Consider the following 21,248-nt stretch of genomic DNA (forward strand, 5'->3'; position numbering starts at 1 on the left):
CCTCAGGATCAGGCGCTGAGCCGCTGCGGGACAGCGTGGAGGGGTGCAGGGCCCCTGCCGCCCAGATCGAAGCTGCCGACGATTTCTGTCAGGCTGTGCGATTCATTCTGCAACAGCTGGCTGGCCGCCGCAGCTTCCTCCGACATGGCCGCGTTCTGCTGGGTCATGCTGTCGAGCTGGTGCATGGCGCCATCAATCTTCTCCAGCCCGCGGGACTGGGCGCGCACACCGTCAGCAATGTCGGTGACCAGGCCGGACACAGCCGACACCTGCTCAATGATGCTGGTCAGCGCATCCCCGGCGCGGCCGACCATCGAGACCCCGTTGGCCACGTGTTCTTCGCTGGCGCTGGTCAGGCCCTTGATCTGCCCGGCCGCATTGGAGGCCCGCTGCGCCAGGGCGCGCACTTCTGAGGCAACCACGGCAAAGCCAGCGCCTGCGGGGCCGGCCCGTGCGGCCTCTACCCCAGCGTTCAGCGCCAGCAGGTTGGTCTGAAAGGCGATGTCGTCGATCATATTGATAATCTTGGAAATTTCCGACGAGGCTTCCTGAATCTGGTCCATCGCCTCCACCGCGGAGGTCACAACCCCGGTGCTTTGCTCCGCTTCGCTGCGGGCGCCGCGCATGGTCTCGTCCATCTTGCCCGCCTGCTCCGCGGTGGAGCGGATGCCGTCCGTCAGCTCGCGGATGGCGCCTGCGGTTTCTTCCAGCGTCGCCGCCTGGCTTTCGGTCCGGTGCGCCATTTCGGTGGCGGCGCTGCGCTGCTCCTCCGAGAAGCGCCCGACATTCTCTGCGGCGCCGACGACCTGGGCCATCGAACTGCGCAGTTTCTCAAGGCTGCGGTTGAAATTCTCCCGCAGCGCTTCGTACTGGCCTGCAAACGGGGCCTGGATGTCGCAGGCCAGGTTGCCGCGCTGCAGTTCAGAAAGCGCCGCGCTCATGCTGTCGACCACCGCCGCGGTATGGCGCGCCGCCTCCACCTCCCGCGCTGCAGCCGCGTCGGCGTCCTTCAGCTTGCCGCGGAAACTGTCGAGGCTTCGGGCCAGGTCGCCCAGTTCGTCGCCGCGGTCGCGGCCGTCGATTGCGGTACCGTAGTTGCTGTCCGCCAGCGCATTGGTGGCTTCGCGCAGGGCGTGGATCGGCCGGGTGACGCTACGCGCCGCCAGCCAGGACACGCCGACCGCCGCCAGCAGCGCCGCGCCGATTAGGGCGGCTGCGGTCAGACGGATCCGCTCAACCACGGCAAACGCGGTATGTTCATCCGTTTCCAGCACCAGGGACCAGTCAAATCCCGGCAGGTCCAGCGGCATCACCAGGGCAATGGCCCGTTCGCCGAGCGAGGAGGCCACAGCCTCGAACTGGCCGGCCTCGCGGGCCTTGGCGGCCAGGATCTGCGGTGTGTCCGGCAGGGCCGTGAGCACCGGGAACAGCCCTTCAGCCGACGACGGGCTGCGGGCCAGGCCATCGCTGCTGACCACAAAAATGTTCTGATGGGTGCCGCCCGACAGGTTGCTGGTCAGCGCGCTGACGACGCCCGCTGTGCCCAGCCGCACCGCGATCACCCCGGCCACCTCCTGGCGTTTGGAGAACACCGGGGCGGCCATGAAGGCGGCGACGCCATCGGCGCTGTGGCTGTAGGCGGCAAAATCCGCGGCCACCACGGTGCCGGCCTCGGCCTGCAGGGCGGCCTGAAATACCTGCGCCAGCCCGCCGCTGGAACCGGGCTGAATATCGGTCAGGAAATCGCCCTGCTTTTTCACGGAATACACCACCTGCCCCTTGGCGCTGATAAGGTAGAGGTCCTGATAGCCGTTCAGGTGCAGGCTTTGCAGAAAGGTGGGGTGATAGGTGACATGCGACTGGTTGTAATAGCTGCCGTCGCCTGCGTCGGTCAGCTCCTCCCGCTGGTCGGCGGGATGCGGATTTGCGTCTGCATAGGTCTGTTTCAGATAGGCGACGGGGTCGGCTTCCTCGACCATGCCGATCACCCGCTCGAAATTGCCGATCGCCCGGAACACCGCCGGCTGGCCCGCCAGGCTTGATACATCGGAGCGCGCCGCCTTGATCAGGAACTCCAGCGCCTGGGCGCCTGACTTGGCTTCGATTTTCTGCGCGGCAAAGGCGTTGTCCCGGATGCTGCGTTCCGCCATCGAATAGACCAGCAGCGACACGGTGACGAGAAACGCGCCTGTCAGCGCCACCATAATCATCGGCAGTTTCAGTTTCAGCGGCAGTTTCGTGGTCCGGGGCATTGGCGAAAATCTCCTGCAATCGGCGGCACGCCCCGGTTTGCGAGGGGCGCATACAGAAGTGTTAATCGGCAAAGTCCTGAAAAAGTGTGTACCGCAAGGGCACCGCAAATGAAGTTTTCCGGAATTCATGGAATTTTATGCCGCAAATTTGAAGTGCGGCAAAACGCGCAGAAAAGCAGAGGATCCGCTTTGTTATTACCAGCATTCCGCCTGTATCTTTTCTGAACGACCGGTTTTCTGTGACGCAAACCGGCCAGTCCTGTCATATTCAGATTTGATGATCTTGCAGGCGCGGCCCTGCGCCGGCGGGCGCGGCGGGCGGTTTGCCGGGGGCGGATAGAACCGGGTCCGGTGCAAGCCTGCCTGCCGTTTCGGGTTTAAAAATCCTGCCAGAGATTACGGGCGGCCGCTGCTGCCGCCGCGGGAGCCGGGCTGGCCTCGATCTGCCAGGTGTCCTCCCCATGCGCCGTTGGCGGCGGCGGGGCTGCCGGTGCCGCGGCAGGGGCCGCCTGGCCGTCTGCGGCCTGGAAGCCCGCCACCAGTTCTGCCAGCTTGGCGGCATCGGAGTTCAGCATGTGGCCGGCCGCGGTGGCCTGTTCCACCATCGCGGCATTCTGCTGGGTCACCTGATCAAGCTGGGTGACGCCGGCGTTGATCTCACTCAGCCCGGTCGATTGTTCCGCCGCGCCCTGGGCAATGCCGGAGACCAGCTGGGAAATCTGGGTCACCCGCTCGACAATGCTTTGCAGCGCGCCGCCGGCCTTGCCGACCAGATCGACCCCCTGCTGCACATGGCTGGAGCTGTCGCCGATCAATGTCTTGATCTCAGTGGCGGCATCGGCAGAGCGCTGTGCCAGCGCCCGCACTTCGGCGGCGACCACGGCAAAGCCCTTGCCCGCCTCGCCTGCGCGCGCCGCCTCGACGCCAGCGTTGAGCGCCAGCAGGCTGGTCTGAAAGGCGATGTCGTCGATCACGCCGAGGATCTTGGAAATCCGGTTTGAGCTCTGTTCGATTTCTGCCATTGCGGCCACGGCGTCCTGCACAACCTCGTGGTTGCCCTCGGCTTCGGTGCGGGCCTCTTCCATCGTGGCCTCGACACTGCGGGCGCCTTCGGCGGCGGATTTGACCGATGCCGTCAGCTGATCCAGCGCCGCGGCGGTCTGCTCCAGCGTCGCAGCCTGGCTTTCGGTGCGGTGCGACAGGTCGTCGGAGGCCTGGCTGATTTCAGCGGCGCCGCTGCGGATGCTTCTGGACGCTTCGACAACCTGGGCCACGGTGGAGCTCAGCGTGCTGGCGGTCAGGTTGAAGTCCTTGCGCAGCCCGTCATGCTCTGCCGGGAAGGAGTCCGTGATCTGATAGCTGAAATCCCCCCTGGACAGGCGGGACAGCCCGGTGCGCAGGGCATCGACCACTTCCTGCTGCTGCGCCTGCTGCACCTGCGCCCCGTTGCGGTCCTCTTGTGCAGAGCGGGCGGCCTTCAGGCTCTCTTGCATCTCCGCGATGGCGCGCCCGATGGCGCCGATCTCGTCCTTGCGGCCTGTCTGCCCGATGTCCCGGTCCAGATCGCCCGCGTTGACGGCTTGGAGGCCCGCGCCGATCTGCCGGAGAGAAAGGATGGCCGAGCGCGCCGCAACGGCGAGCGCAGCCAGCAGGACCGCGCCTGCGAGTGTCAGAGCGGCGAGGATCTGATGCGCAAGGTCTGCAGAGGCCGTCAGCGGGCCGGTGATGGTCTGCCGGAGTTCGATAACAACGGGCGCACTGCCACCCTCTGCCGCGATCCGGCCGGCCGCCGCGGCCCGCACCAAGGTTTTCCCGTCCCGCGCCTCGGTGCGGACGTAGGAACCGCCGTGATTGCTGCTCAGGTAATCCCGGGCTGCCTGCATGAACTCATCCGTGTTCGGGCCGGAACTGGCGCTGTAGACGAACAAGGCGCCCGGATCGCCGCCGGTTACGGCGCCTGAGGCGATTGCGCCCCCGCTGCCAATACGGGGGCTATTTTCCAAAAGCGGTTTGATCTGGTCGAGCGCTTGGACCGCAGCCGTTGATGCGGCCGCAACAGCGTTGCGTTCGACCGCCCGCGGAATAACCAGCCAGCCGGCCGCGAGGCACAGCGTCAGAACCGCAGCGACCGGGATGGTCAGCCTGAACAGGAGGGACTTGGAACCGGTACCCATAAAACACTCCGCAACAACCGCTAACCACTGTTTGCGCCGCACAGGACCGGCACCCGGCCCGCGCCGGAAAGCCGGGCACCTGCCCGTTGACGGGACAAGTGTTCCGCGGATGCCCTAAGGATCCGGTAACAAAGACCGGACCGGGGTGCCGGATCGCGTTAAAAGAGCGAAAAATCCGCCCGCACAAGCAAAAGCTTACGTCAATTGGGTGCCCGGCCGCCTCTTGCGTCGGCTCCGGCAGACGGCGCGGCGGGGCACAGTTGCGGGGAAATTGACGAAACAGGTTGTCAAATCCGCCGCGCCGGACAAAAACTCGGCCATGGATGACAAAGACCACGACATTCTGCGGCTGATCCAGTCCAACGCGCAGCTGACCGCTGAGGCCATCAGCCATGAGGTTGGCCTGTCCGCGCCCGCGGTGCAGAAACGGCTGAAGAAGCTGCGCGACACCGGGGTGATCGAAAGGGAAATCGCCATCCTCTCCCCGGCGCGGCTGGGACGGGAGATGACCGTGATCGTGCAGGTGGTGCTGGAGCGGGAAAGCCGGATGCACCTGGATGCCTTCAAACGCAAGATGCGCAAGGCGCCGCAGGTGCAGCAGTGCTATTACACCACCGGCGAAGCGGACTTTATCCTGATGGTCATCGTCAGGGACATCAAGGAATACGAGGCCTTCACGCAGGAGTATTTCTTTGATGAATCCAATGTCAGCCGCTTCACCTCTTCGGTGGTGATGGACCGGGTCAAGGTCTCGCTGGACATCATCTGACCCGGCGCCTTTGCGTCAGCTGCCGGGGGCCGGGGCTGCGTGGGCTGCAACCAAAGTGCCGAGGAACAGCTTGGTGATCCGGGTCATCGCCGGGCGCTTGCGGGTAACGGCGGCGAACTGGCTGCGGTAGAAGATTTGCTCCGGCAGCACCTTGCGCATCATGCCGGCACGGACAAATTCATCTGCCAGATGGTCGGGCAGAAACCCCAGGTAGCTGCCAGACATGACGAGGATCGCCAGCGCCTGTTCGTTCTGCACCTTGGCGGCGCGGCGGAACCCGAGGGTCTGGCCGACATGCAGGTTGGGGGAGTTCACCCGGATGCCGGCGTAATTCGCCGCCTGCACATCCGCAAGGCTGAGGCTGGCGTGGTCGCAATCCATGAACGGATGGCCCTTGCCGCAGTACAGGAACATGTTTTCGCCATAGAGCGGCGCGTAGTCCAGGCTGGGGGACGGGCGGTGCAGCGCCAGGATGCCGACATCGATCCCGCCGCCGATCACATTGGTTTCAATCACGTTGGGCGGCTCCAGCGACAGGTCGATCTCAACTGCGGGCGCGGTCTTGTTGAAGGCGCGGATGGCACCGGAGACATAGGCCTCCGGGTTGGAGGCGCATTGATCGAACAGCGCGATGCGCAGGGTGCCGGCCAGCTGCTGCTTGATTTCGTTCACTTCGGCCCGGAAACCGGAGACCGAGGCCAGCAGACCCTCCGCCGACTTCAGAACCTTGCTGCCTTCATCGGTCAGCGAAAACCCGGCCGGGCCGCGGTTGCACAGTTTCAGATCCAGCCGCAGCTCCAGATCCGCGATGTATTTTGAAATTGTGGATTTGCCGATGTTCAGTTCGGTTTCCGCCGCCGCCAGACCGCCGCTTTCGGCCACCGCCTTGAACACCCTCAGCAATTTGAGATCGGCATCGGCAACATGTTTGAGGTGGGATTTGCGGCTCATCCGGTTGTTCGTGATTTGTGAAACTTTGCGCTCAAAAGTTTACATCCAAGAAACAAAGAACGCAATGTAGCGTCCTGCGGACCAAGGACGGATCGGACTGGCAGCACCGCAGTGGAGGGCGGGCCAGCGCGCGCCTTGCGACCCAGGATGACAATACGGGAGGAAGCCATGTCATTTCTCAAGAAGGTCTGCACGCTGACCGCAGCCGTTTCTGCCGCCGCGATGCTGACCGCCGGTGCGGTATCCGCCAAGAATTTCAAGATCGCCGTGGGCGACGGTGCCGGCAGCTCGCAGGAAGGCACCGGCAAGTTTTTCATCGAGGCGCTGGAGGAGAAGTCCGGCGGCAAACATACCGCGACGATGTTCCTGAATGGCCAGCTGGGGTCTGAGCAGGACACTGTGAACGAGGCCGCCATCGGCACCCTGGACATGTCGCTGCTGGCAATCAACAACGTCACCCCGTTTTCGCCCACCGTGGGCGTGTTCACCCTGCCCTATGTGATCCTGTCGCTGGAGGATGCGGAAAAGCTGACCCAAGGCCCGATCGGGCAGGAGCTGACCGAAAACACCATCCGCGATGCCGGCGTGCGCATCCTGGCCTGGACCTACACCGGCTTCCGCCGTCTGACCAACTCCAAGAAACCGGTCACCACGGTGGCGGATCTGCAGGATCTGGTCATCCGCGTTCCCAAGAACGAAATCATGATCGCAACCTACAAGGCCTGGGGCATCAACCCGACCCCGATGGCCTGGTCCGAGACCTTTACCGGCCTGCAGACCAAGGTGGTGGACGGCCAGGACAACCCCTACACCACCATCAACTCGATGAAGTTCTACGAGGTGCAGGAATATGTGACCAACCTGCGCTACATCTTCTCGATCGAGCCGCTGATCGTGTCCGAGGCGGTGTTCCGGGATCTGCCCGAAGAGGACCAGCAGATCCTGATCGAAGCGGGCAAGGAGGCCACCGTGAAATCGGCCCAGTACCTGCGTGATATCGAGGCCCAGATCAAGGATGAGCTGGTCGCCAAGGGCATGCAGATCGACGATCCGGCAAATGATGAGGCCGAGTTTATCAAACTTGCGACCGAAGCGGTCTGGCCCAAGTTTTACGACTCCATCGGCGGTGTCGAGAAGCTGAACACCGTGCTGACCACCATCGGCCGCGAGCCTGTCCAGTAAACCTCTGGCCTGACGGAACCACACAACGGAGCAGCGCTGCCGGCGCTGCTCCGCTCAGGGGAGGAGTGCATCATGGTCTGGAAATTCCTGGACAACATCGAAAGCTATATCTGCCGCCTGCTGCTGTCCGGCTTTGTCATTCTGCTGTTTGTGCAGATTGTCTCGCGCGAGGTGTTCGGCCATTCGTTTTCCTGGATCGAGGAACTGTCGGTCTACATGTTCGTCTGGTTCGTCTATTTCGGCGCCTCTTATGCAGCGCTGAAGGGCGCGCACAACCGCGTCACCTTCCAGTTCAAATTCCTGCCTGCGGGCGCGATCAAGTATATCGAGGCCTTTGCCGACCTCTTCTGGCTGTTCTTCAACTGCTATTTCCTGTGGCTGGCCACCGATTTCGTCTTCAACAAGATGAACAAGTTCTGGAAGTCGCAGACCTTGGGCATCGAGATGAAGTACATCTACATGGTGCTGCCCATCGCCTTTGCCCTGATGACGATCCGCATTCTGCAGGTGAATTACCGCAAGCTGATCCGCGGCGAAGATATCCACGATCCCGACCAGATCGACCTTGACGAGATCAAGGCAGCTGCTGGCGCGGACCGCCGCACGTAACCGGGAAGGACAGGACTTATGGAAACCGAAATCGTCACGATCCTGTTCGGATCCTTTCTGCTGCTGCTGCTTCTGGGGGCGCCGATCACCGTCGCACTGGGGGTGTCGTCGCTGATCTCGTTCCTCTACCTGGACGAAAACCCGATCAAATTCGTACAGATCGCCTTTACCTCTGTCGGGTCATTTCCGCTGATGGCGCTGCCCGCCTTCATTCTGGCCGGCGCGCTGATGGAGGCCGCCGGGATTTCCAAGCGCCTGATCAACGTGGCCGAAAGCCTGGCCGGGCCGTTCACCGGCGGTATTTCCGCCGCCACGGTGATGGCCTGCCTGTTCTTCGGCGCGATCTCCGGCTCCGGCCCGGCCACCACTGCGGCTGTGGGCATGCTGATGATCCCGGCGATGATCAAGCGCGGCTATGAAAAGGGCTATGCTTCTGCCGTCACCGCCTCCTCCGGCGGCCTGGGCATTATCATTCCGCCGTCGATCCCGATGGTGATCTTCGGCATCGCGGCACTTGGCATGGCGCCGCCGCCGGAAGCGGTCGAGAAATTCGGCACCTTCCAGTCGGTCTCTATCTCGAAGCTGTTCATCGCCGGGTTCATGCCCGCCTTTCTGATCGCCACCAGCCTCTTGATCATGAACTTCGTGATGTCCAAGAAGCGCGGCTACAAGGGCTCTGCTGAGGGCTGGTCGGTGCGCAACGTGATGTGCGAGATGTACCGCGGGTTCTGGTCGCTGATGGCGCCTTTGGTGATCCTGGGCGGCATCTACACCGGCTTCTTCACCCCGACCGAGGCGGCCATCGTGGCGATCTTCTATACGCTCGTCATCGGCGTCTTCATCTACCGCGAGCTGACCTGGTCGTCGCTGTTCCAGTCGCTGGAGGCGACCACCTGGCTGACCGGCAGGGTGCTGCTGATCCTGTTCACCGCTACCGTGTTCGGCCGCCTGCTGGTGGAAAACCAGATCCCGGCGATGATCGCGGAATCGATGCTGAGCTTCACCCAGAACCTCTATGTCATCTGGGCGCTGATCATCTTCTTCCTGCTGTTTGTCGGCATGTTCATGGAGACGCTGGCGACGATCCTGATCCTGGTGCCGGTGATGCTGCCGGTGGCCTATTCCGTCGGCATCGACCCGATCCATTTCGGGGTGGTGATGGTCTGCACCCTTGGCATCGGCTTCCAGACGCCGCCCTTGGGGGAGAACCTGTTCATCGCCTCGGGCATCTCGAACATCTCGATCGAGACGATCTCGCTGCGGGCCCTGCCCTTTGCCGCGGTGAACACGATTGCGATTTTCATCATCGCCTTCTTCCCGGAAATCTCGCTGTGGCTGCCGCGGCTGTTTGGCTATTGACCTGAAAGGGGACCGGCATGAAACCGATGATCACCAGCATCCTGTTTGCCACCGATCTGTCGCACAACTCCACCCTGGCGCTGCGCCATGCCGCCAGCCTGGCCCATGCGACCGGGGCGGAGATCCATGTGCTGCATGTGAATGAGCCGATTTCCGAGGATGCGCGCATCACGTTCGAGATGTTCGTGCTGAACGAAGAGACCCGCAAATCTGCGGCCAAACGGCGGCGTGAGATGGTCAAGCAGATCCTGGCAGAGCGGCAGGCGCGGTTTTGGGCATCCTTTGAAGGCGACGAAGCCAAGATCCGCGATCAGGTCACCTCCGTTGAGGTGACCGACGGCCACCCGGCGGAGGTGATCCTGCGCCGCTCGGCCGAGCTGGGCTGCGACCTGATCGTGCTGGGGGCCCATGACCACGGGTTTTCCCACACGTTTCTGGGCACGGTGGCCAAGCGTGTCTTGCGCCGCTCGCAAATCCCGACGCTGGTGGTGCCTTATCATAACGGCGAAGGCGAGGATTGATCCCTCCCCGCAGGCGGCCTTCCCCTTGGCTGCCTGCAAAGACCACCCCTGCAACAGGCGTCAGCTCCTTGCAGGGGTGGTTCTGACGTCCGGGTGCAGGTTATTGTAGGGGAAGGTTCCCAGATCACAGGGAAACACGCCGGGAGCAGCCACCGGATAGACGGCGCTGGCAATCGGTTCGAAATCGGCGCGGAAATGGGCGGTGCTTTTCACGCAGATCGTGCTGTAGGCCGCCGGGTCCAGTCCGATATGGGTGAAATGCGCCAAGTCCAGGCATTGGTTGCGGAGGCTGGTCACCACCAGCGTAATGTCCGCCCCGGTCCCCATCAGCCGCAGCACCGCCGTCGGGCCAAGCGCCGCGACCCCGCCGCCGTACATCTCCCCGCTATAGCGGCAGCGGCCATCGCCAAGCGCGAGAACCTGAAACTCGGCCTCAAACGGCTGGTCGCCCGCCGCGCCCGAGCGTCCGCCAAGCGCTGCGCGAAAGAGGCCGCCCTGCCCGGCTTCATGCGCCGCCGCGGCCGCCGCCGGATCATGGAACAGCCCCATCAGCACGCCCTGTGCGCCAGCCTGTGCCAGTGCCGCCAGCAGCCCGGTGGTGTCGGACGTGCCGCCCGCGCCCGGATTGTCCTGAACATCCGCCAGCACCACCGGCTTGCCCGTGCGCGGCTGGCAGGCGATCTCTGCCGCTTGCTCCGGCGTCAGCATCGGGTGGTGCGCATGGGGTTCCAGCCTGGCAAACAGCTTGGCGATGTGATCGGCCGCCTGCGCTGCGGCCCCCGGGGTCCCCGCATAGGCCACGCAGGAGGGCCGGGTGTCCGGGTAATCCGCCGCGGTGAACCCCAGCGCGATATCCGCCAGCACGCCGGCCTGCGCCAGTGGCGGCAGCGCGGCATACAGCTCCCGCCCCGGGGTGGCACCGGTGTATTGCGCGTGCAGCGGGATCAGGCAGTCCATCTGCCGGAATGCCTTGTGCAGCCTGCCGCCTGCCAGCAGGTGCTGCAGCACCGGCACGCAGCGCCCGCCGGTTTCGGCCATGTCGAGATGCGGATAGGTGCGGTAGATCGCGATATAGTCCGCAAGCTCCACCAAAGCCGCAGAGATATTGGCGTGCAGGTCCAGGCTGACCGCGATGGGCAGCCCCGGCCCGGCCCAGGCGCGCAGCCGCCGCAGGATCTCCCCCTCGCCGTCGGGGTGGCTTTCTGTCACCATTGCGCCGTGCAGGTCGAGGAAGATGCCATCGAGCGGCCCGGCTGTGCGCAGCCCGTCCAGGATCATGCCGCATATGGTGTCAAAGGCGTGATCCGTCACATGCGCCGAAGGTTCTGCCGCGCACCACAGGACCGGGGCCAGTTCCATCCCGGCGTCCTCCGCCGCCTTGGCAAAGCCCGCGATGGGCAGGTTCATGCCGCGGGTCTCGGCGATCACCTCCGCCCCACGCAGCATGGCTGGCCAGGAATCCGCCATCTCAAACTCTGCCAGCCCGGCCTTGGTGGTGCCGAAGCAGTTGGTCTCGTGCTGAAAGCCCGCAATGGCGATCCGCGGTTTGCTTTGCCTCATGGCTGAACCTGCATCCAGACAGTCCGCCCGCGGCGGATGGTGCGGGTGACTTTGGTGGTCTCGATACGGTCCGGATCCTCCAGCGGATTGCGGTTCAGCACTGCCAGATCCGCCAGCTTGCCCGGTTCGATGGAGCCGCGGGTGCCTTCCTGAAACACCTGCCAGGCGGCGTCGATGGTCTGGGCGCGCAGGGCCGACAGGGCGCTGATCCGTTGCGCCTCACCCAGACGGCGGCCGCTGGCGGTCAGCCGGTTCACCGCGCAATGGGCCAGGTGAATGGGCCGCGTCGGCGTTACCGAGGCGTCGTTGTGGATGGTGTAGCGAACGCCATAGCGTTCAGCCGAGGCGCAGGGGGAAATCCGCTCTGCCCGCTCCGGTCCCAGAAAGGTGTCGTAATGGCGGTCGCCCCAGAAATGCACATGCGCCGGGAAGAAGCTGACGGTGATGCCGAGCTTGGCCATCTGCTGCAGTTGGCTGTCGCGCAAGGCCTGGCCGTGGATGATGGTGTGGCGGTGATCGGCGCGCGGATTTGCCTTCAGCGCGGCGGCCACCGCGTCGATGAACATCTGCGCCCCGGCGTCGCCGTTGCAATGGCAGTGGATCTGAAAGCCCAGATCATGCAGCTTTTTTACCTCTGCGCGATGCGCTGCGGCCTCCGCATAGGGCATGCCGCAGGGATGCGCCGGGTCCAGAGGTTTGTGGTAGGGCGCGCTGAGGTAGGCGGTCTGCAACTGGAACGCCCCATCGGTGAACAGTTTGCGCGGGCCAAGGGTGAAATGCGGGTTGCCGGGCCAGTCGAGCGCCTCGGGGCCGTGGCTGAGCGCCGGCTCCAGCTCTCCGATCGGCAGCAGCATCAGGTCATAGCCCGGGTCCCGGTCGGCGGGCAGCGAGGCGAAATGCTCCAGCATCTGCCGCGTGGCCCAGGCGTTCTGGGCGTAGGTGACGCCATACGCCAAGTACTCGTCGCGGCAGCTGTTGAACCCGGCCCAGAAGCGGTCGCGGCCGATCAGGAAGTCTGTATCGCCCATCTCTCCCATCGCCGAGAGACCCTCGATCAGCCCGGTCAGCGCGCCGGTCTCCGGGTCGCGGCCGAAGCGGCCGCCAAGGGGATCGGGCGTGTCGCGGTTCACACCGTGGCGTTCCAATGCCAGTGAGTTTGCCGCGCCGTTGTGGCCGGAGGCGTGGATCACCCAGACGGGATGTTCGGTCGAGACACTATCAAGCTCGATACGTGTGGGCATCCTGCCCTCGGCGATGGCGGTGTTGTCAAACAGCACGCCCATCACCCATTCCCCCGCAGGCGTCTCCGCCGCTTTGGCCCGCAACCGGTCCAGCGCGGTGGGGATGTCCGGGCAGTCGCCGCTGGGGGCAGAGGCCAGATTGACCCGGAACAGCCGGATGAAGCCGGGATCGGGGAAATGCCCGTGCGGGTCGATGAAGGCGGGGATCAGGGTCTGGCCCTGCAAATCCACCTCATCCGTGCCCGCGGGCATCTGCGCGCGCAGGTCGGCCTCCGGGCCAGCGGCGCGGATGGTTTCGCCCTCGGTCAGCACCGCCTGGGCGCAGGTATTGGCCGCGTCCATCGTCAGGACAACGCCGTTGAAATACAATGTGCTGGTCATGGTCTTTCAGATGTTGAGGGGTTTCAGCCGAGAGGGGCGAGGCAGCGCAGGCCGTGGCCGTTTTCGATCTCCCATTGCGGGGTTTGACTGCAGACCTCCTGCGCAAACGGGCAGCGCTCGCGGAACTCGCAGCCCTTGGGGCGGCGCAGCAGGCTGGGCGGCTCGCCTTTGAGCGCGATGCGTTCCAGCCGGGCGTCGGGGTCGGGTTCCGGGTTGGCCGACAAGAGGCAGCGGGTGTAGGGGTGGCGCGGGTGCTTGAAGATCGCCTCTGTCGTGCCTTCTTCGACCAGGCGGCCCAAATACATGATGCCCATCCGGTCCGCGACATGGCGCACGACGTTGAGGTTGTGGGTGATGATAACCATCGCCAGCCCCAGCCGTTCGCGCAGGTCGTTCATCAGGTTCAGCAGTTCGCCTTGCACCGACACGTCCAAACCTGCGGTGGGTTCGTCCGCGAGGATCAGCTTGGGCTCCAGCGCCAGCGCGCGGGCGACGCCCACCCGCCGCGCCTGCCCGCCCGACAACTGGTAGGGATAGCGGTCTGCGAAATGCGCAGGCAGGTTCACCATCTCCAAGAGGCGCTTGGCCTCGGCGTCCAGATCGCGGTCCTTCATGCCCTGGATGCGGTAGGGTTCGGTAATCAGGCTCCGGATCGTGAGGCGCGGCGACAGCGAGCCGACCGGGTCCTGGAACATCATCGCGATGTCCTTGCGCAAGGGGCGCATTTCCCGCTCCGAGGCGCCGCGGATTTCCCGCCCCTCGAATTTGACGGAACCCTCCTGCGCCGGCGCCAGACCGGCAATCGCGCGGATCACCGTGGTCTTGCCGGAGCCGCTCTCACCCACCAGCGCATAAGTTTCGCCCGGCTCAACGGTGAAACTGACTCCGGCCAGCACATTGACCTGGCCATAACTGGTCCTGAGGTCTTTGACGTCCAGCAGGCTCATTCTGCGGCCTCCTTGTGGTTCAGCCAGCAGGCGGCGTGGTGGCCGTTTTTCAGCTGTGTCAGCGGCGGCACCTCAGCGGCGCAGCGCGGCATCGCTTGGTTGCAGCGGTCGCGGAAGATGCAGCCGCCGGGCAGGTTGGCCAGATCCGGCACCTCGCCCGGGATGGTGGGCAGGACGCGGGCGCGTTCCTTGATGTGGCCCGGGTCGCAGTCGATCAGGCGGCGGGTGTAAGGGTGTTTGGGATCGTGGAAGATCTCGCGCACGTCGCCGCTCTCGACCACGGCGCCCGCATACATCACCACCACCCGGTCGCAAAGCTCGGCAATCACCCCCAGATGGTGCGAGATGAACAGGATGGCGCAGTTGAATTCCCGCTGCAGCTCCTGCAGGCGCTCGATGATCTGCACCTCCAGCGTCGCATCCAGCGCCGTGGTCGGTTCATCCGCAATCAGCAGGTCGGGTTCGGACATCAGCGCCATGGCGATGGCGATGCGCTGGCGCATACCGCCGGAAAACTCATGCGGGAACTGGTCGAGACGCGCCTCAGGGTCCGGGATGCCGACGGCACCCAGCATCTGCGCAGCGCGGGCGCGCTTTTCGGCCCTGGACGCCTTGGAGCGGTGCTGGATGTCCAGCATCTGCTGGCCGATAGACAGCACCGGGTTGTGGGTCTGCATCGGGTCCTGGAACACGATGGAAATATCGGCGCCGCGCAAGGCCCGCATCCTGCGCTCGGGCAGTTGCAGCAGGTCTTCGCCCTTGAAGCGCACCTCGCCCTGGCGGAACCGGGTGTTCGGCGCGGTCAGCCGCAGAATGGACGAGATCAGGGTGGACTTGCCGCAGCCCGATTCACCGACGATCCCGACAATCTCGCCCTTGCGGACGTCAAAGGAGATATCGCGTAAAGCGCGCAGGTCGCCGCGGGCGGTCTCATAGTCGACGCTGAGGCGGTCGATTTCCAGCAGGGTGTCGCTCATCGCTGTTTCCTCAGTTTCGGGTCAACCACGTCGCGCAAGGACTCGCCCAGGAAGGTGAAACCCAGCGTTGCCAGGATGATCGGCAGCCCGCCGCCCACCACCAGCCAGGGGGTCTGGCGGATTAGCGAATAGCCGTCTTTCAGCAGCGCGCCCCAGCTGGGAGTGGGCGGTTTCACCCCGAGGCCGAGGAAGGACAGCCCGGCCTCCAGCGCGATCACGGTGGGAATGTCCATCGCCGCCAGCACCGCCAGCACGCCGATGATATTAGGCAGCATGTGCACGCCCAGGATACGCGCCATGCTGGCCCCCATGGAGCGTTCGGCCAGAATGAACTCTGAATTGCGCAGGGTGAGTGTCTGGGTCCGCGCCACCCGGCCATATGTCGGGATTGAGGTTGCCATCACCACGAACACCACCGTCTGCAGGCTCGGCCCCACCAGCGCCACCACCGCAAGCGCGAACATCACGGTCGGGAAGGAGCGTATGGTGTCAAAGAGGAGCATCAGGACGTTGTCGAGCCATTTCGGCCCGTAGCCCGCGATCATGCCCAGCGTCAGGCCGATGGCCATGGCGCCGAAAACCGCGGGCAGCGCCACTTTCAGCGCCACCTGGCCGCCCATGATGACGCGCGAGAAGGTATCGCGGCCCAGCTGGTCGGTGCCCAGCAAGTACGTTGCGGACGGCTCTTGCAGGCGGTCCTTGATGTTCATCGCCACCGGATCGTAAGGAACAATCCAGACGGCAAAGACGGCACAGAAAACGATGGCGCCGACAATGATCAGACCCATCAGCCCCAGCGGGTCGCGGGCGACACCATGGATGATCTGGCCCAGTTCGGAACGGGATTTTGCCATATCTCACGCCCTCCTTAAGTGGCTGTGCGGGCGCGGGGATCGAGCCAGGCGTTGATCAGATCGGCCAGCGCGGTGGACGCCACGAACAGGCCGGTCGAGATCAGCACCGATCCCATCACGATCGGGTAGTTGCGGGTGGTGATGCTGTCGATCACCAGCTTGCCCAGGCCGGGGCGGGCAAAGACGATCTCGGCAAAGACGGCGGAGCTGAGCAGGAACCCCATGCCGACACCGATCACCGTGACCACCGGCAGGATGGCGATGCGCAGCGCATAGACCATCACCACCCGGCGCTCGCTGATGCCAAAGGCGCGGGCGGTGCGGATGTGGCTTTCGCCCATCACCTCCAGCATCGAGGCGCGCACCAGCCGGGCGATATAGCCGACCCAGCTGAGGCCGATGGCAAAAGCGGGCAATACCAGATGGTCAAGGCGGCCCCAGAAGCCTTCGCCCGCGCCGATGGCCGGGAACCACTGCAGGTGCACCGCAAAGATCAAAAGGGACAGCAGCGCGACCACAAAGGCGGGCGCAGCCACGAAACTGACAGAGATGGCGGCGGCGATGCGGTCGATCAGCGTGTTGGGATGCGCCGCGGCATAGGCGCCCAGGCCAATGCCCAGCAGCGCCGACCACAGGATCGAGGCAAAGATCAGCGCCAGCGTGTGCGGCAGCTGATCGAACACAATCGCCGTCACCGAGCGGCCCGAGAACACGTCGATCCCCAGATCGCCCCGCATCAGGTTGCCATAGAAGATCAGCAGCTGTTTCCAGATAGGCTGGTCCAGCGCCAGTTCCGCCGTCAGCCGCGCCTGCAGCTCTGGCGTGGCGCGCGGGCCCAGCATGATCTGGACCGGATCGCCGGGCACGGCGCGGATCATCAGGAACATGACGGTGACCGCCACGATCAGGATCAGCAGTGCCAGCCCGAACCGCCGGATTGCATAGAGTAACATGGCCGCATAGCTCCCTTGGTTTCGCGGTGCGGAGGAAAACGGCACGGCTGCGCCGCATATTGCAGCCGTGCCGGATCAGGCCCGGGGGGAGGACCGGGCCTGAGGGGAGGGTCAGGCCTTGCCGAAATAGCGCAGCAGCGCCAGCCCGTCGGGCCGCAGCGCCGGCACCACTCCTGCCGAATGGACCACCGGCGTCGCCTCATGGGTCAGGAAGCGGTAGGCGCCGCTTTCCTCCATCAGGTCCTGTGCGCGCCGGTACATCTCATCCCGCTTGGCCGGATCGGTCAGCTGCGCGGCCTCGGCGTGGATCTTGTCGAATTCCGGGCTGCTGAACTGTTCCCAATTCCAGTGGCCGACCTGTTCGGTGGTGAACCAGGAGGTCGCGTAGTAGGGATCCGGCGTCATCGAGTAGCGGTTCAGCACCAGCTGCAGGTCCTCATTGTCGGCACTGGCCCAGAAGGCCCCGGATTCCAGCACGTTGACTTCCACCGTGATGCCGATTTGCGCCAGCGTCGCCTGGATCACCTGCGCCGCGGTGGTGAAGGTGGTCTTGTTCAGCGTGTCGAGCTTCAGGGTGACGCTGGTTTCACCCGATTGCGCCAGCAGGTCCGCGGCTTTGGCGAAATCCGCCTGCGGCGGCACCAGCGATTGCGGACGGTGGCCCGCCAGGCCCGGCGCGATGATCCCGGTCGAGGGCTCAGCGGCGCCGAAATAGGCGGCTTCCAGAACCGAGGGCACGTCAATCGCGTGCTGGATCGCCTGGCGCAGTTTCGGGTTCTGCAGCTTGGGGTGATCCAGGTTCATGCCCAGCCAGGTGTAATACAGCGACGGGTATTCCAGCAGCGTGCCGCCGTTCGGCACTCCGTCGCGGTAACGCTGAACCGAGCCGAGCGACACGCGGGTAAAGTCCAGCTCTCCGGCTTCAAAGGCGATCTCGGCGGTATTCTCATCGTCGATCGGCAGGATCTCGATGGTGTCCCAGGCGGGGGCCTCGCCCTTCCAGTCCGGGTTGCGCTTCAGGACGGTCTTTTCCTTGGGCGACCAGCTTGCGCGCAGGTAAGGGCCGGATTCCGCCAGCGGATCGGTGGTTGCCTTGCCGCCCGCAGCCTCCCAGGCCTTTTTCGACACGATGTTGCCGGTGATATAGGGCAGCGCGATGGACCACAGCGGCGCAAACGGTTCCTTCAGCACAATGGTGCCTTCGCGCTCGCCGGTCACCTCGACATGGCTCAGCGGGCCCATGTCGGGTTTGTTGGGGCTGTCGGTGGCCTCATCCACGATCCGCTCAAAGCTGAACTTCACGTCCTCGGCGGTCATTGCACCGAAGCCGCCCGTAAAGCCAATGTCGTCGCGCAGCGCGAATTTGATGTGGGTCTCGTCGCCCTGCTCGATCATCGCGGCGGCATCCATCTGCCAGTCCCATTCGCGGCCCGGCTTGTACTGGATCAGCTTGTTGTAGATCGCGGCGTGGATCTCCTCGTCGATCACGCCCTTGGAAAACGCCGGGTCGATGCTTTGCATGTCGCCGTAGGAGCGCACCCGCAGGGTGCCGCCCTCCGCCGCCAGCGCGCGGCTGCCCAGTCCGGCCGGCAAGACGGCTGCCGCCCCCAGCGCCGTGGCCCCTTTCAGAAATCCGCGGCGCCCCAGTGCCGTCTTGGTCCATTCGATCTTCATGGTGTCCTCCCTTGGATCAGATCTTTGAAGCCCGCCGGCAGGGGGCTTCCCCGGCCGCTCTGTCTGCCGCCTGCCCGCTCCAGCCCTCCCGGTCGGCCAAGCGGTTTTCCAAACCCGTGCGGCTTGCTTTCAGAAACGCCGGTTTCGCCGGATTCAAAACTGTGCAAACATGCGCGGATTGACGCGGAATGATCTGCACCCGCGTCAGAACGCGAAGGAAACTGACCCTTGTCCGGCAATTTTTCTGAAAACCTGCGCTCACTCTGCGCCGAGCATGGCAGCATCGCGCAGATCTGCCGCGAGATCGGCCTCAACCGCCAGCAATTCAACCGCTACCTCAGCGGCAGCAGCCTGCCCTCCGCGCACAACCTGCGCCGGATCGCCCGCTACTTTGCGATCCCGGAATCGCAGCTGTTCGCCGCCAGCGCGGATTTCGAGGCCCGCCTTGCCGAAGCCGCCGGTCCCGTCCCGCACAGCCCGGGCGAGGAATTCCTGGCTCCCTTTCGCGGCCAGCAGCGCAATTTGAAACGCTACCTGGGCTTCTACCACGCCTATTTCCACACCCCCTCCTGGGGTGAAGGCATCTTTTGCGCGCTGGCCCGGTTCATTGAAAAGGACGGGCTGATCCTGTCCCGCTCCCTGGAAGTCGCTCATGATCCGGAACAGAGCATCCGGCAGATCTCGCGCTACCGGGGGCTGGTGGCGATGCGCGGCAACCGTCTGTTCATCACTGAGCACGAGCGCGCCCATGAGGGCAGCGTGGCGCAGACCATCCTGTTCTCGGCCCACCGCCAGCAGCTGAAGTACCTGCGCGGCATGACCATGGGGCTGGCCTGGCGGCCGTTTCCCCGCCCCTATGCGGCGCGGACAATCTGGAAGCGGCTGGACGAACGGGTCTCGGCGCGCGAGGCGATTGCGGCCTGCGGCGTTTACCCGGTGCGCAGCCCGCGGATCGACCCGACCGTGCGGAACTATCTGGAAACCCCGGACAAGGAGGATCTTCCGGATTTGTCCGGCAGCGTGCTGCTCTGATCAGACCCTTCCCGCAGGTGGGCTGCGGGCCGGGCAAAACTTTTGCGCAAAGATTTTGGCACATTCTTTGGACAGGGAATATGGCCTGCGTCAGGTCAGCGGCTTGTTTCCTCCATGGCGTCATCTTCCGGCCGCATCTCCTCGATCAGCCGCGTCTCCAGCAGCTGGCCGTTTCGGTAGAGCACCGGATAGGCCACCGCGGCGATGTGGCTGTTGAACTCGCGCAGGGCGCGCAGGGTCTCCAGGTGGATGTCGGAGGTGTCGAAACTCTCCCGCCCGCCGCTCTGCAGCCGCCGCAGGTGGCGCTTGCGGCTGTCGCGCTCCATCCGCTTCAGCTCGGTCTTCTCCAGGCTCAGAAGCCGCGCGCTCTCCAGGTCATCGGAAATCAGCACGTTGGAGGCCAGCTGCAGATTGGCCAGGATCGCCTCATGCATGCGGGTGATCTCCAGCCAGCCGTCGCGGGAAAACCGCAGCTCCTTCTTGCGCATCTCCTCGGCCAGCACCGTCAGGCGGCGGGCCACCACATCGCCCGCGGTCTCCAGCCGGATGGCGTATTCCATCAGGCTGCGGGCGGTCTTCAGCTGGTCCTTGCTGAACGCCTCCGCCGGGATCGCCGCGACATACTGGCGGATGCCGGCGAGGCAGGCGTTCACCTCCGTGTCCATCTGCTGCACCGCGCGGATCTGCTCCTTGCTGCCGCTCTCGTACAGTTCCAGCACCGGGCGGAACATGGCGCCGGCCAGATCGGCCATCCGCAACAGCTCGCGGGTGAGGTTGGCCACCGCCTGCGCGGGCGCGCCGTAGCTGCCCTGCTTCAGCGCGCTGACCGGCCGCCCCGGCGGCTGCGCCGGGGGCGCCGCCGGATCCGGGAACAGCCGCGCAAAGACACCGCCCAGCGGCGTGCAGAGCGGCAGCGCCAGCAACAGCAGCGCGGCGTTGAAGGCGAGATGCGCACTGACCAGCATCTGGCCGCCCTGCGGATCGCCGAGCCAGCCCTGGCGCAGCGCCAGATTGGCGCCGAACAGGCAGATCACCGCCCAGGTGCCGCGCAGGGCGAGGTTGGCATAGGGAATGCGCCGCGCCTGCAGGTCCATGCCGCGGCTGAGCCAGACCGGAATGAAGGCGGAGCCGAAATTCGCCCCCAGGACCAGCGACAGCCCGGCGGCAAAGGGGAGCGCGCCGATCTGCACCAGGGTAACGCACATCAGGATCGCCGCAACGCTGGAATGCATCACAAAGGCCAGCGCGCCGCCCGCCAGGAAGGCGGTGATATAGTCGCGCGCCAGATAGCCTGCGATGGCGGGCAGAAAGGCGCTGTCGCGGATCGGATCCATCGCCTCGCGCAGAAACCTGAGCGATATCAGGATGAAGGCCACCCCCATCAGGATCCGCCCCAGCTGGCGCGCCTTCTTGGCCTCGGTCTTGACGAACAGGTAGCCGCCCGCCGCCAGCAGCATGGGCACCAGCCAGTCGAGCTTGAACGACAGGATCTGGATGATCAGCGCCGAGCCGAGATCGCCGCCCAGCACAATCGCCAGCCCGGTGGGGAAGGCGAGGTAGCCGCTGGCCGCAAAACCCGACGCAAGCAGCGCCACCGCCGCCGAGCTTTGCAGCACGATCGCGAGGGTCAGCCCCATCATGCCGGCCTGCAGATGGCTCTGCCGCCCGGTCAGCAGCCGCTGGAACGAGGCGCCATAGCTGCGCTCGATCCCGGTGCGCACCATCCGCACCGCGTAAAGCAGCAGCATCGTCGCGCCCGCGAGGCTGATCAGAAAGGTCAGGATCGCCATTACGTTACTCTTTGACCTGCGC

At 64.8% G+C, this 21,248-nt stretch carries 17 protein-coding genes; 6 read left to right on the forward strand and 11 right to left on the reverse strand.

Annotation, left to right across the window (positions count from 1 at the left end; all coding sequences use genetic code 11):
- Window positions 1-8: 8 nt before the first annotated feature.
- Complete coding sequence (locus tag PHA8399_RS13540) at window positions 9-2,252, reverse strand: methyl-accepting chemotaxis protein (RefSeq protein ID WP_058286666.1); 2,244 nt, start codon at window positions 2,250-2,252, stop codon at window positions 9-11.
- 377 nt (window positions 2,253-2,629) lie between these two features.
- Window positions 2,630-4,426, reverse strand: coding sequence for a methyl-accepting chemotaxis protein (locus PHA8399_RS13545; protein ID WP_082649548.1), 1,797 nt, complete (start codon window positions 4,424-4,426; stop codon window positions 2,630-2,632).
- A 319-nt stretch (window positions 4,427-4,745) separates the two neighbouring features.
- Between PHA8399_RS13545 and PHA8399_RS13550 the strand changes: the two genes are divergently transcribed.
- Window positions 4,746-5,195, forward strand: coding sequence for an Lrp/AsnC family transcriptional regulator (locus PHA8399_RS13550; RefSeq protein WP_058286681.1), 450 nt, complete (start codon window positions 4,746-4,748; stop codon window positions 5,193-5,195).
- Window positions 5,196-5,210: 15 nt separating this feature from the next.
- Here the strand turns inward: PHA8399_RS13550 and PHA8399_RS13555 are convergent, their stop codons facing one another.
- Window positions 5,211-6,146, reverse strand: a complete 936-nt coding sequence (locus tag PHA8399_RS13555) for a LysR family transcriptional regulator (protein WP_058286667.1) — start codon at window positions 6,144-6,146, stop codon at window positions 5,211-5,213.
- A gap of 168 nt (window positions 6,147-6,314) precedes the next feature.
- Here PHA8399_RS13555 and PHA8399_RS13560 point away from each other — a divergent pair, with 168 nt between their 5' ends.
- The 4 genes from PHA8399_RS13560 (at window position 6,315) to PHA8399_RS13575 (ending at window position 9,817) form a co-directional block, all read left to right on the forward strand.
- Window positions 6,315-7,328, forward strand: coding sequence for a TRAP transporter substrate-binding protein (locus tag PHA8399_RS13560; protein WP_058286668.1), 1,014 nt, complete (start codon window positions 6,315-6,317; stop codon window positions 7,326-7,328).
- 72 nt (window positions 7,329-7,400) lie between these two features.
- Window positions 7,401-7,937 carry a TRAP transporter small permease gene (locus tag PHA8399_RS13565; protein WP_058286669.1) on the forward strand — a complete coding sequence of 179 codons (537 nt, stop codon included), beginning with the start codon at window positions 7,401-7,403 and terminating at the stop codon, window positions 7,935-7,937.
- A gap of 18 nt (window positions 7,938-7,955) precedes the next feature.
- Window positions 7,956-9,296, forward strand: a complete 1,341-nt coding sequence (locus tag PHA8399_RS13570; protein WP_058286670.1) for a TRAP transporter large permease — start codon at window positions 7,956-7,958, stop codon at window positions 9,294-9,296.
- A gap of 17 nt (window positions 9,297-9,313) precedes the next feature.
- A complete protein-coding gene (locus PHA8399_RS13575; protein ID WP_058286671.1) occupies window positions 9,314-9,817 on the forward strand; it encodes a universal stress protein in 504 nt (167 codons plus the stop codon).
- Window positions 9,818-9,877: 60 nt separating this feature from the next.
- Here PHA8399_RS13575 and PHA8399_RS13580 read toward each other — a convergent pair whose 3' ends face one another.
- From PHA8399_RS13580 to PHA8399_RS13610, 7 genes are all read right to left on the reverse strand, one after another.
- Window positions 9,878-11,377, reverse strand: a complete 1,500-nt coding sequence (locus tag PHA8399_RS13580) for a M81 family metallopeptidase (protein ID WP_058286672.1) — start codon at window positions 11,375-11,377, stop codon at window positions 9,878-9,880.
- Entirely contained in the window at window positions 11,374-12,999 is a 1,626-nt protein-coding gene (locus tag PHA8399_RS13585; RefSeq protein ID WP_058286673.1) for an amidohydrolase, read from the reverse strand. Before PHA8399_RS13585 ends, PHA8399_RS13580 begins: the two co-directional genes overlap by 4 nt.
- A gap of 23 nt (window positions 13,000-13,022) precedes the next feature.
- Window positions 13,023-13,946 carry an ABC transporter ATP-binding protein gene (locus tag PHA8399_RS13590; RefSeq protein WP_058286674.1) on the reverse strand — a complete coding sequence of 308 codons (924 nt, stop codon included), beginning with the start codon at window positions 13,944-13,946 and terminating at the stop codon, window positions 13,023-13,025.
- Window positions 13,943-14,923: an ABC transporter ATP-binding protein gene (locus PHA8399_RS13595; protein WP_058286675.1), complete on the reverse strand. Its 981-nt coding sequence runs from the start codon at window positions 14,921-14,923 to the stop codon at window positions 13,943-13,945. The genes PHA8399_RS13590 and PHA8399_RS13595 overlap by 4 nt, the downstream gene beginning before the upstream one ends.
- Entirely contained in the window at window positions 14,920-15,777 is an 858-nt protein-coding gene (locus PHA8399_RS13600; RefSeq protein WP_058286676.1) for an ABC transporter permease, read from the reverse strand. The genes PHA8399_RS13595 and PHA8399_RS13600 overlap by 4 nt, the downstream gene beginning before the upstream one ends.
- A gap of 14 nt (window positions 15,778-15,791) precedes the next feature.
- Window positions 15,792-16,730, reverse strand: coding sequence for an ABC transporter permease (locus PHA8399_RS13605; protein ID WP_058286677.1), 939 nt, complete (start codon window positions 16,728-16,730; stop codon window positions 15,792-15,794).
- Window positions 16,731-16,841: 111 nt separating this feature from the next.
- A complete protein-coding gene (locus PHA8399_RS13610; protein ID WP_058286678.1) occupies window positions 16,842-18,404 on the reverse strand; it encodes an ABC transporter substrate-binding protein in 1,563 nt (520 codons plus the stop codon).
- 228 nt (window positions 18,405-18,632) lie between these two features.
- Here PHA8399_RS13610 and PHA8399_RS13615 point away from each other — a divergent pair, with 228 nt between their 5' ends.
- Window positions 18,633-19,436, forward strand: a complete 804-nt coding sequence (locus PHA8399_RS13615; protein WP_058286679.1) for a helix-turn-helix transcriptional regulator — start codon at window positions 18,633-18,635, stop codon at window positions 19,434-19,436.
- Window positions 19,437-19,531: 95 nt separating this feature from the next.
- Here PHA8399_RS13615 and PHA8399_RS13620 read toward each other — a convergent pair whose 3' ends face one another.
- Window positions 19,532-21,226 (reverse strand): Na/Pi cotransporter family protein, encoded by a 1,695-nt coding sequence (locus tag PHA8399_RS13620; protein WP_058286680.1) that lies wholly within the window; start codon window positions 21,224-21,226, stop codon window positions 19,532-19,534.
- Window positions 21,227-21,248: the final 22 nt, after the last annotated feature.

It is taken from the genome of Leisingera aquaemixtae, assembly GCF_001458395.1.
Lineage (GTDB): Bacteria > Pseudomonadota > Alphaproteobacteria > Rhodobacterales > Rhodobacteraceae > Leisingera > Leisingera aquaemixtae.

Coding starts and splice junctions, on each gene's coding strand:
- PHA8399_RS13540 (WP_058286666.1), bottom strand. CDS start 2,252: ATGCCCCGGACCACGAAACTGCCGCTGAAACTGAAACTGCCGATGATT.
- PHA8399_RS13545 (WP_082649548.1), bottom strand. CDS start 4,426: ATGGGTACCGGTTCCAAGTCCCTCCTGTTCAGGCTGACCATCCCGGTC.
- PHA8399_RS13550 (WP_058286681.1), top strand. CDS start 4,746: ATGGATGACAAAGACCACGACATTCTGCGGCTGATCCAGTCCAACGCG.
- PHA8399_RS13555 (WP_058286667.1), bottom strand. CDS start 6,146: ATGAGCCGCAAATCCCACCTCAAACATGTTGCCGATGCCGATCTCAAA.
- PHA8399_RS13560 (WP_058286668.1), top strand. CDS start 6,315: ATGTCATTTCTCAAGAAGGTCTGCACGCTGACCGCAGCCGTTTCTGCC.
- PHA8399_RS13565 (WP_058286669.1), top strand. CDS start 7,401: ATGGTCTGGAAATTCCTGGACAACATCGAAAGCTATATCTGCCGCCTG.
- PHA8399_RS13570 (WP_058286670.1), top strand. CDS start 7,956: ATGGAAACCGAAATCGTCACGATCCTGTTCGGATCCTTTCTGCTGCTG.
- PHA8399_RS13575 (WP_058286671.1), top strand. CDS start 9,314: ATGAAACCGATGATCACCAGCATCCTGTTTGCCACCGATCTGTCGCAC.
- PHA8399_RS13580 (WP_058286672.1), bottom strand. CDS start 11,377: ATGAGGCAAAGCAAACCGCGGATCGCCATTGCGGGCTTTCAGCACGAG.
- PHA8399_RS13585 (WP_058286673.1), bottom strand. CDS start 12,999: ATGACCAGCACATTGTATTTCAACGGCGTTGTCCTGACGATGGACGCG.
- PHA8399_RS13590 (WP_058286674.1), bottom strand. CDS start 13,946: ATGAGCCTGCTGGACGTCAAAGACCTCAGGACCAGTTATGGCCAGGTC.
- PHA8399_RS13595 (WP_058286675.1), bottom strand. CDS start 14,923: ATGAGCGACACCCTGCTGGAAATCGACCGCCTCAGCGTCGACTATGAG.
- PHA8399_RS13600 (WP_058286676.1), bottom strand. CDS start 15,777: ATGGCAAAATCCCGTTCCGAACTGGGCCAGATCATCCATGGTGTCGCC.
- PHA8399_RS13605 (WP_058286677.1), bottom strand. CDS start 16,730: ATGTTACTCTATGCAATCCGGCGGTTCGGGCTGGCACTGCTGATCCTG.
- PHA8399_RS13610 (WP_058286678.1), bottom strand. CDS start 18,404: ATGAAGATCGAATGGACCAAGACGGCACTGGGGCGCCGCGGATTTCTG.
- PHA8399_RS13620 (WP_058286680.1), bottom strand. CDS start 21,226: ATGGCGATCCTGACCTTTCTGATCAGCCTCGCGGGCGCGACGATGCTG.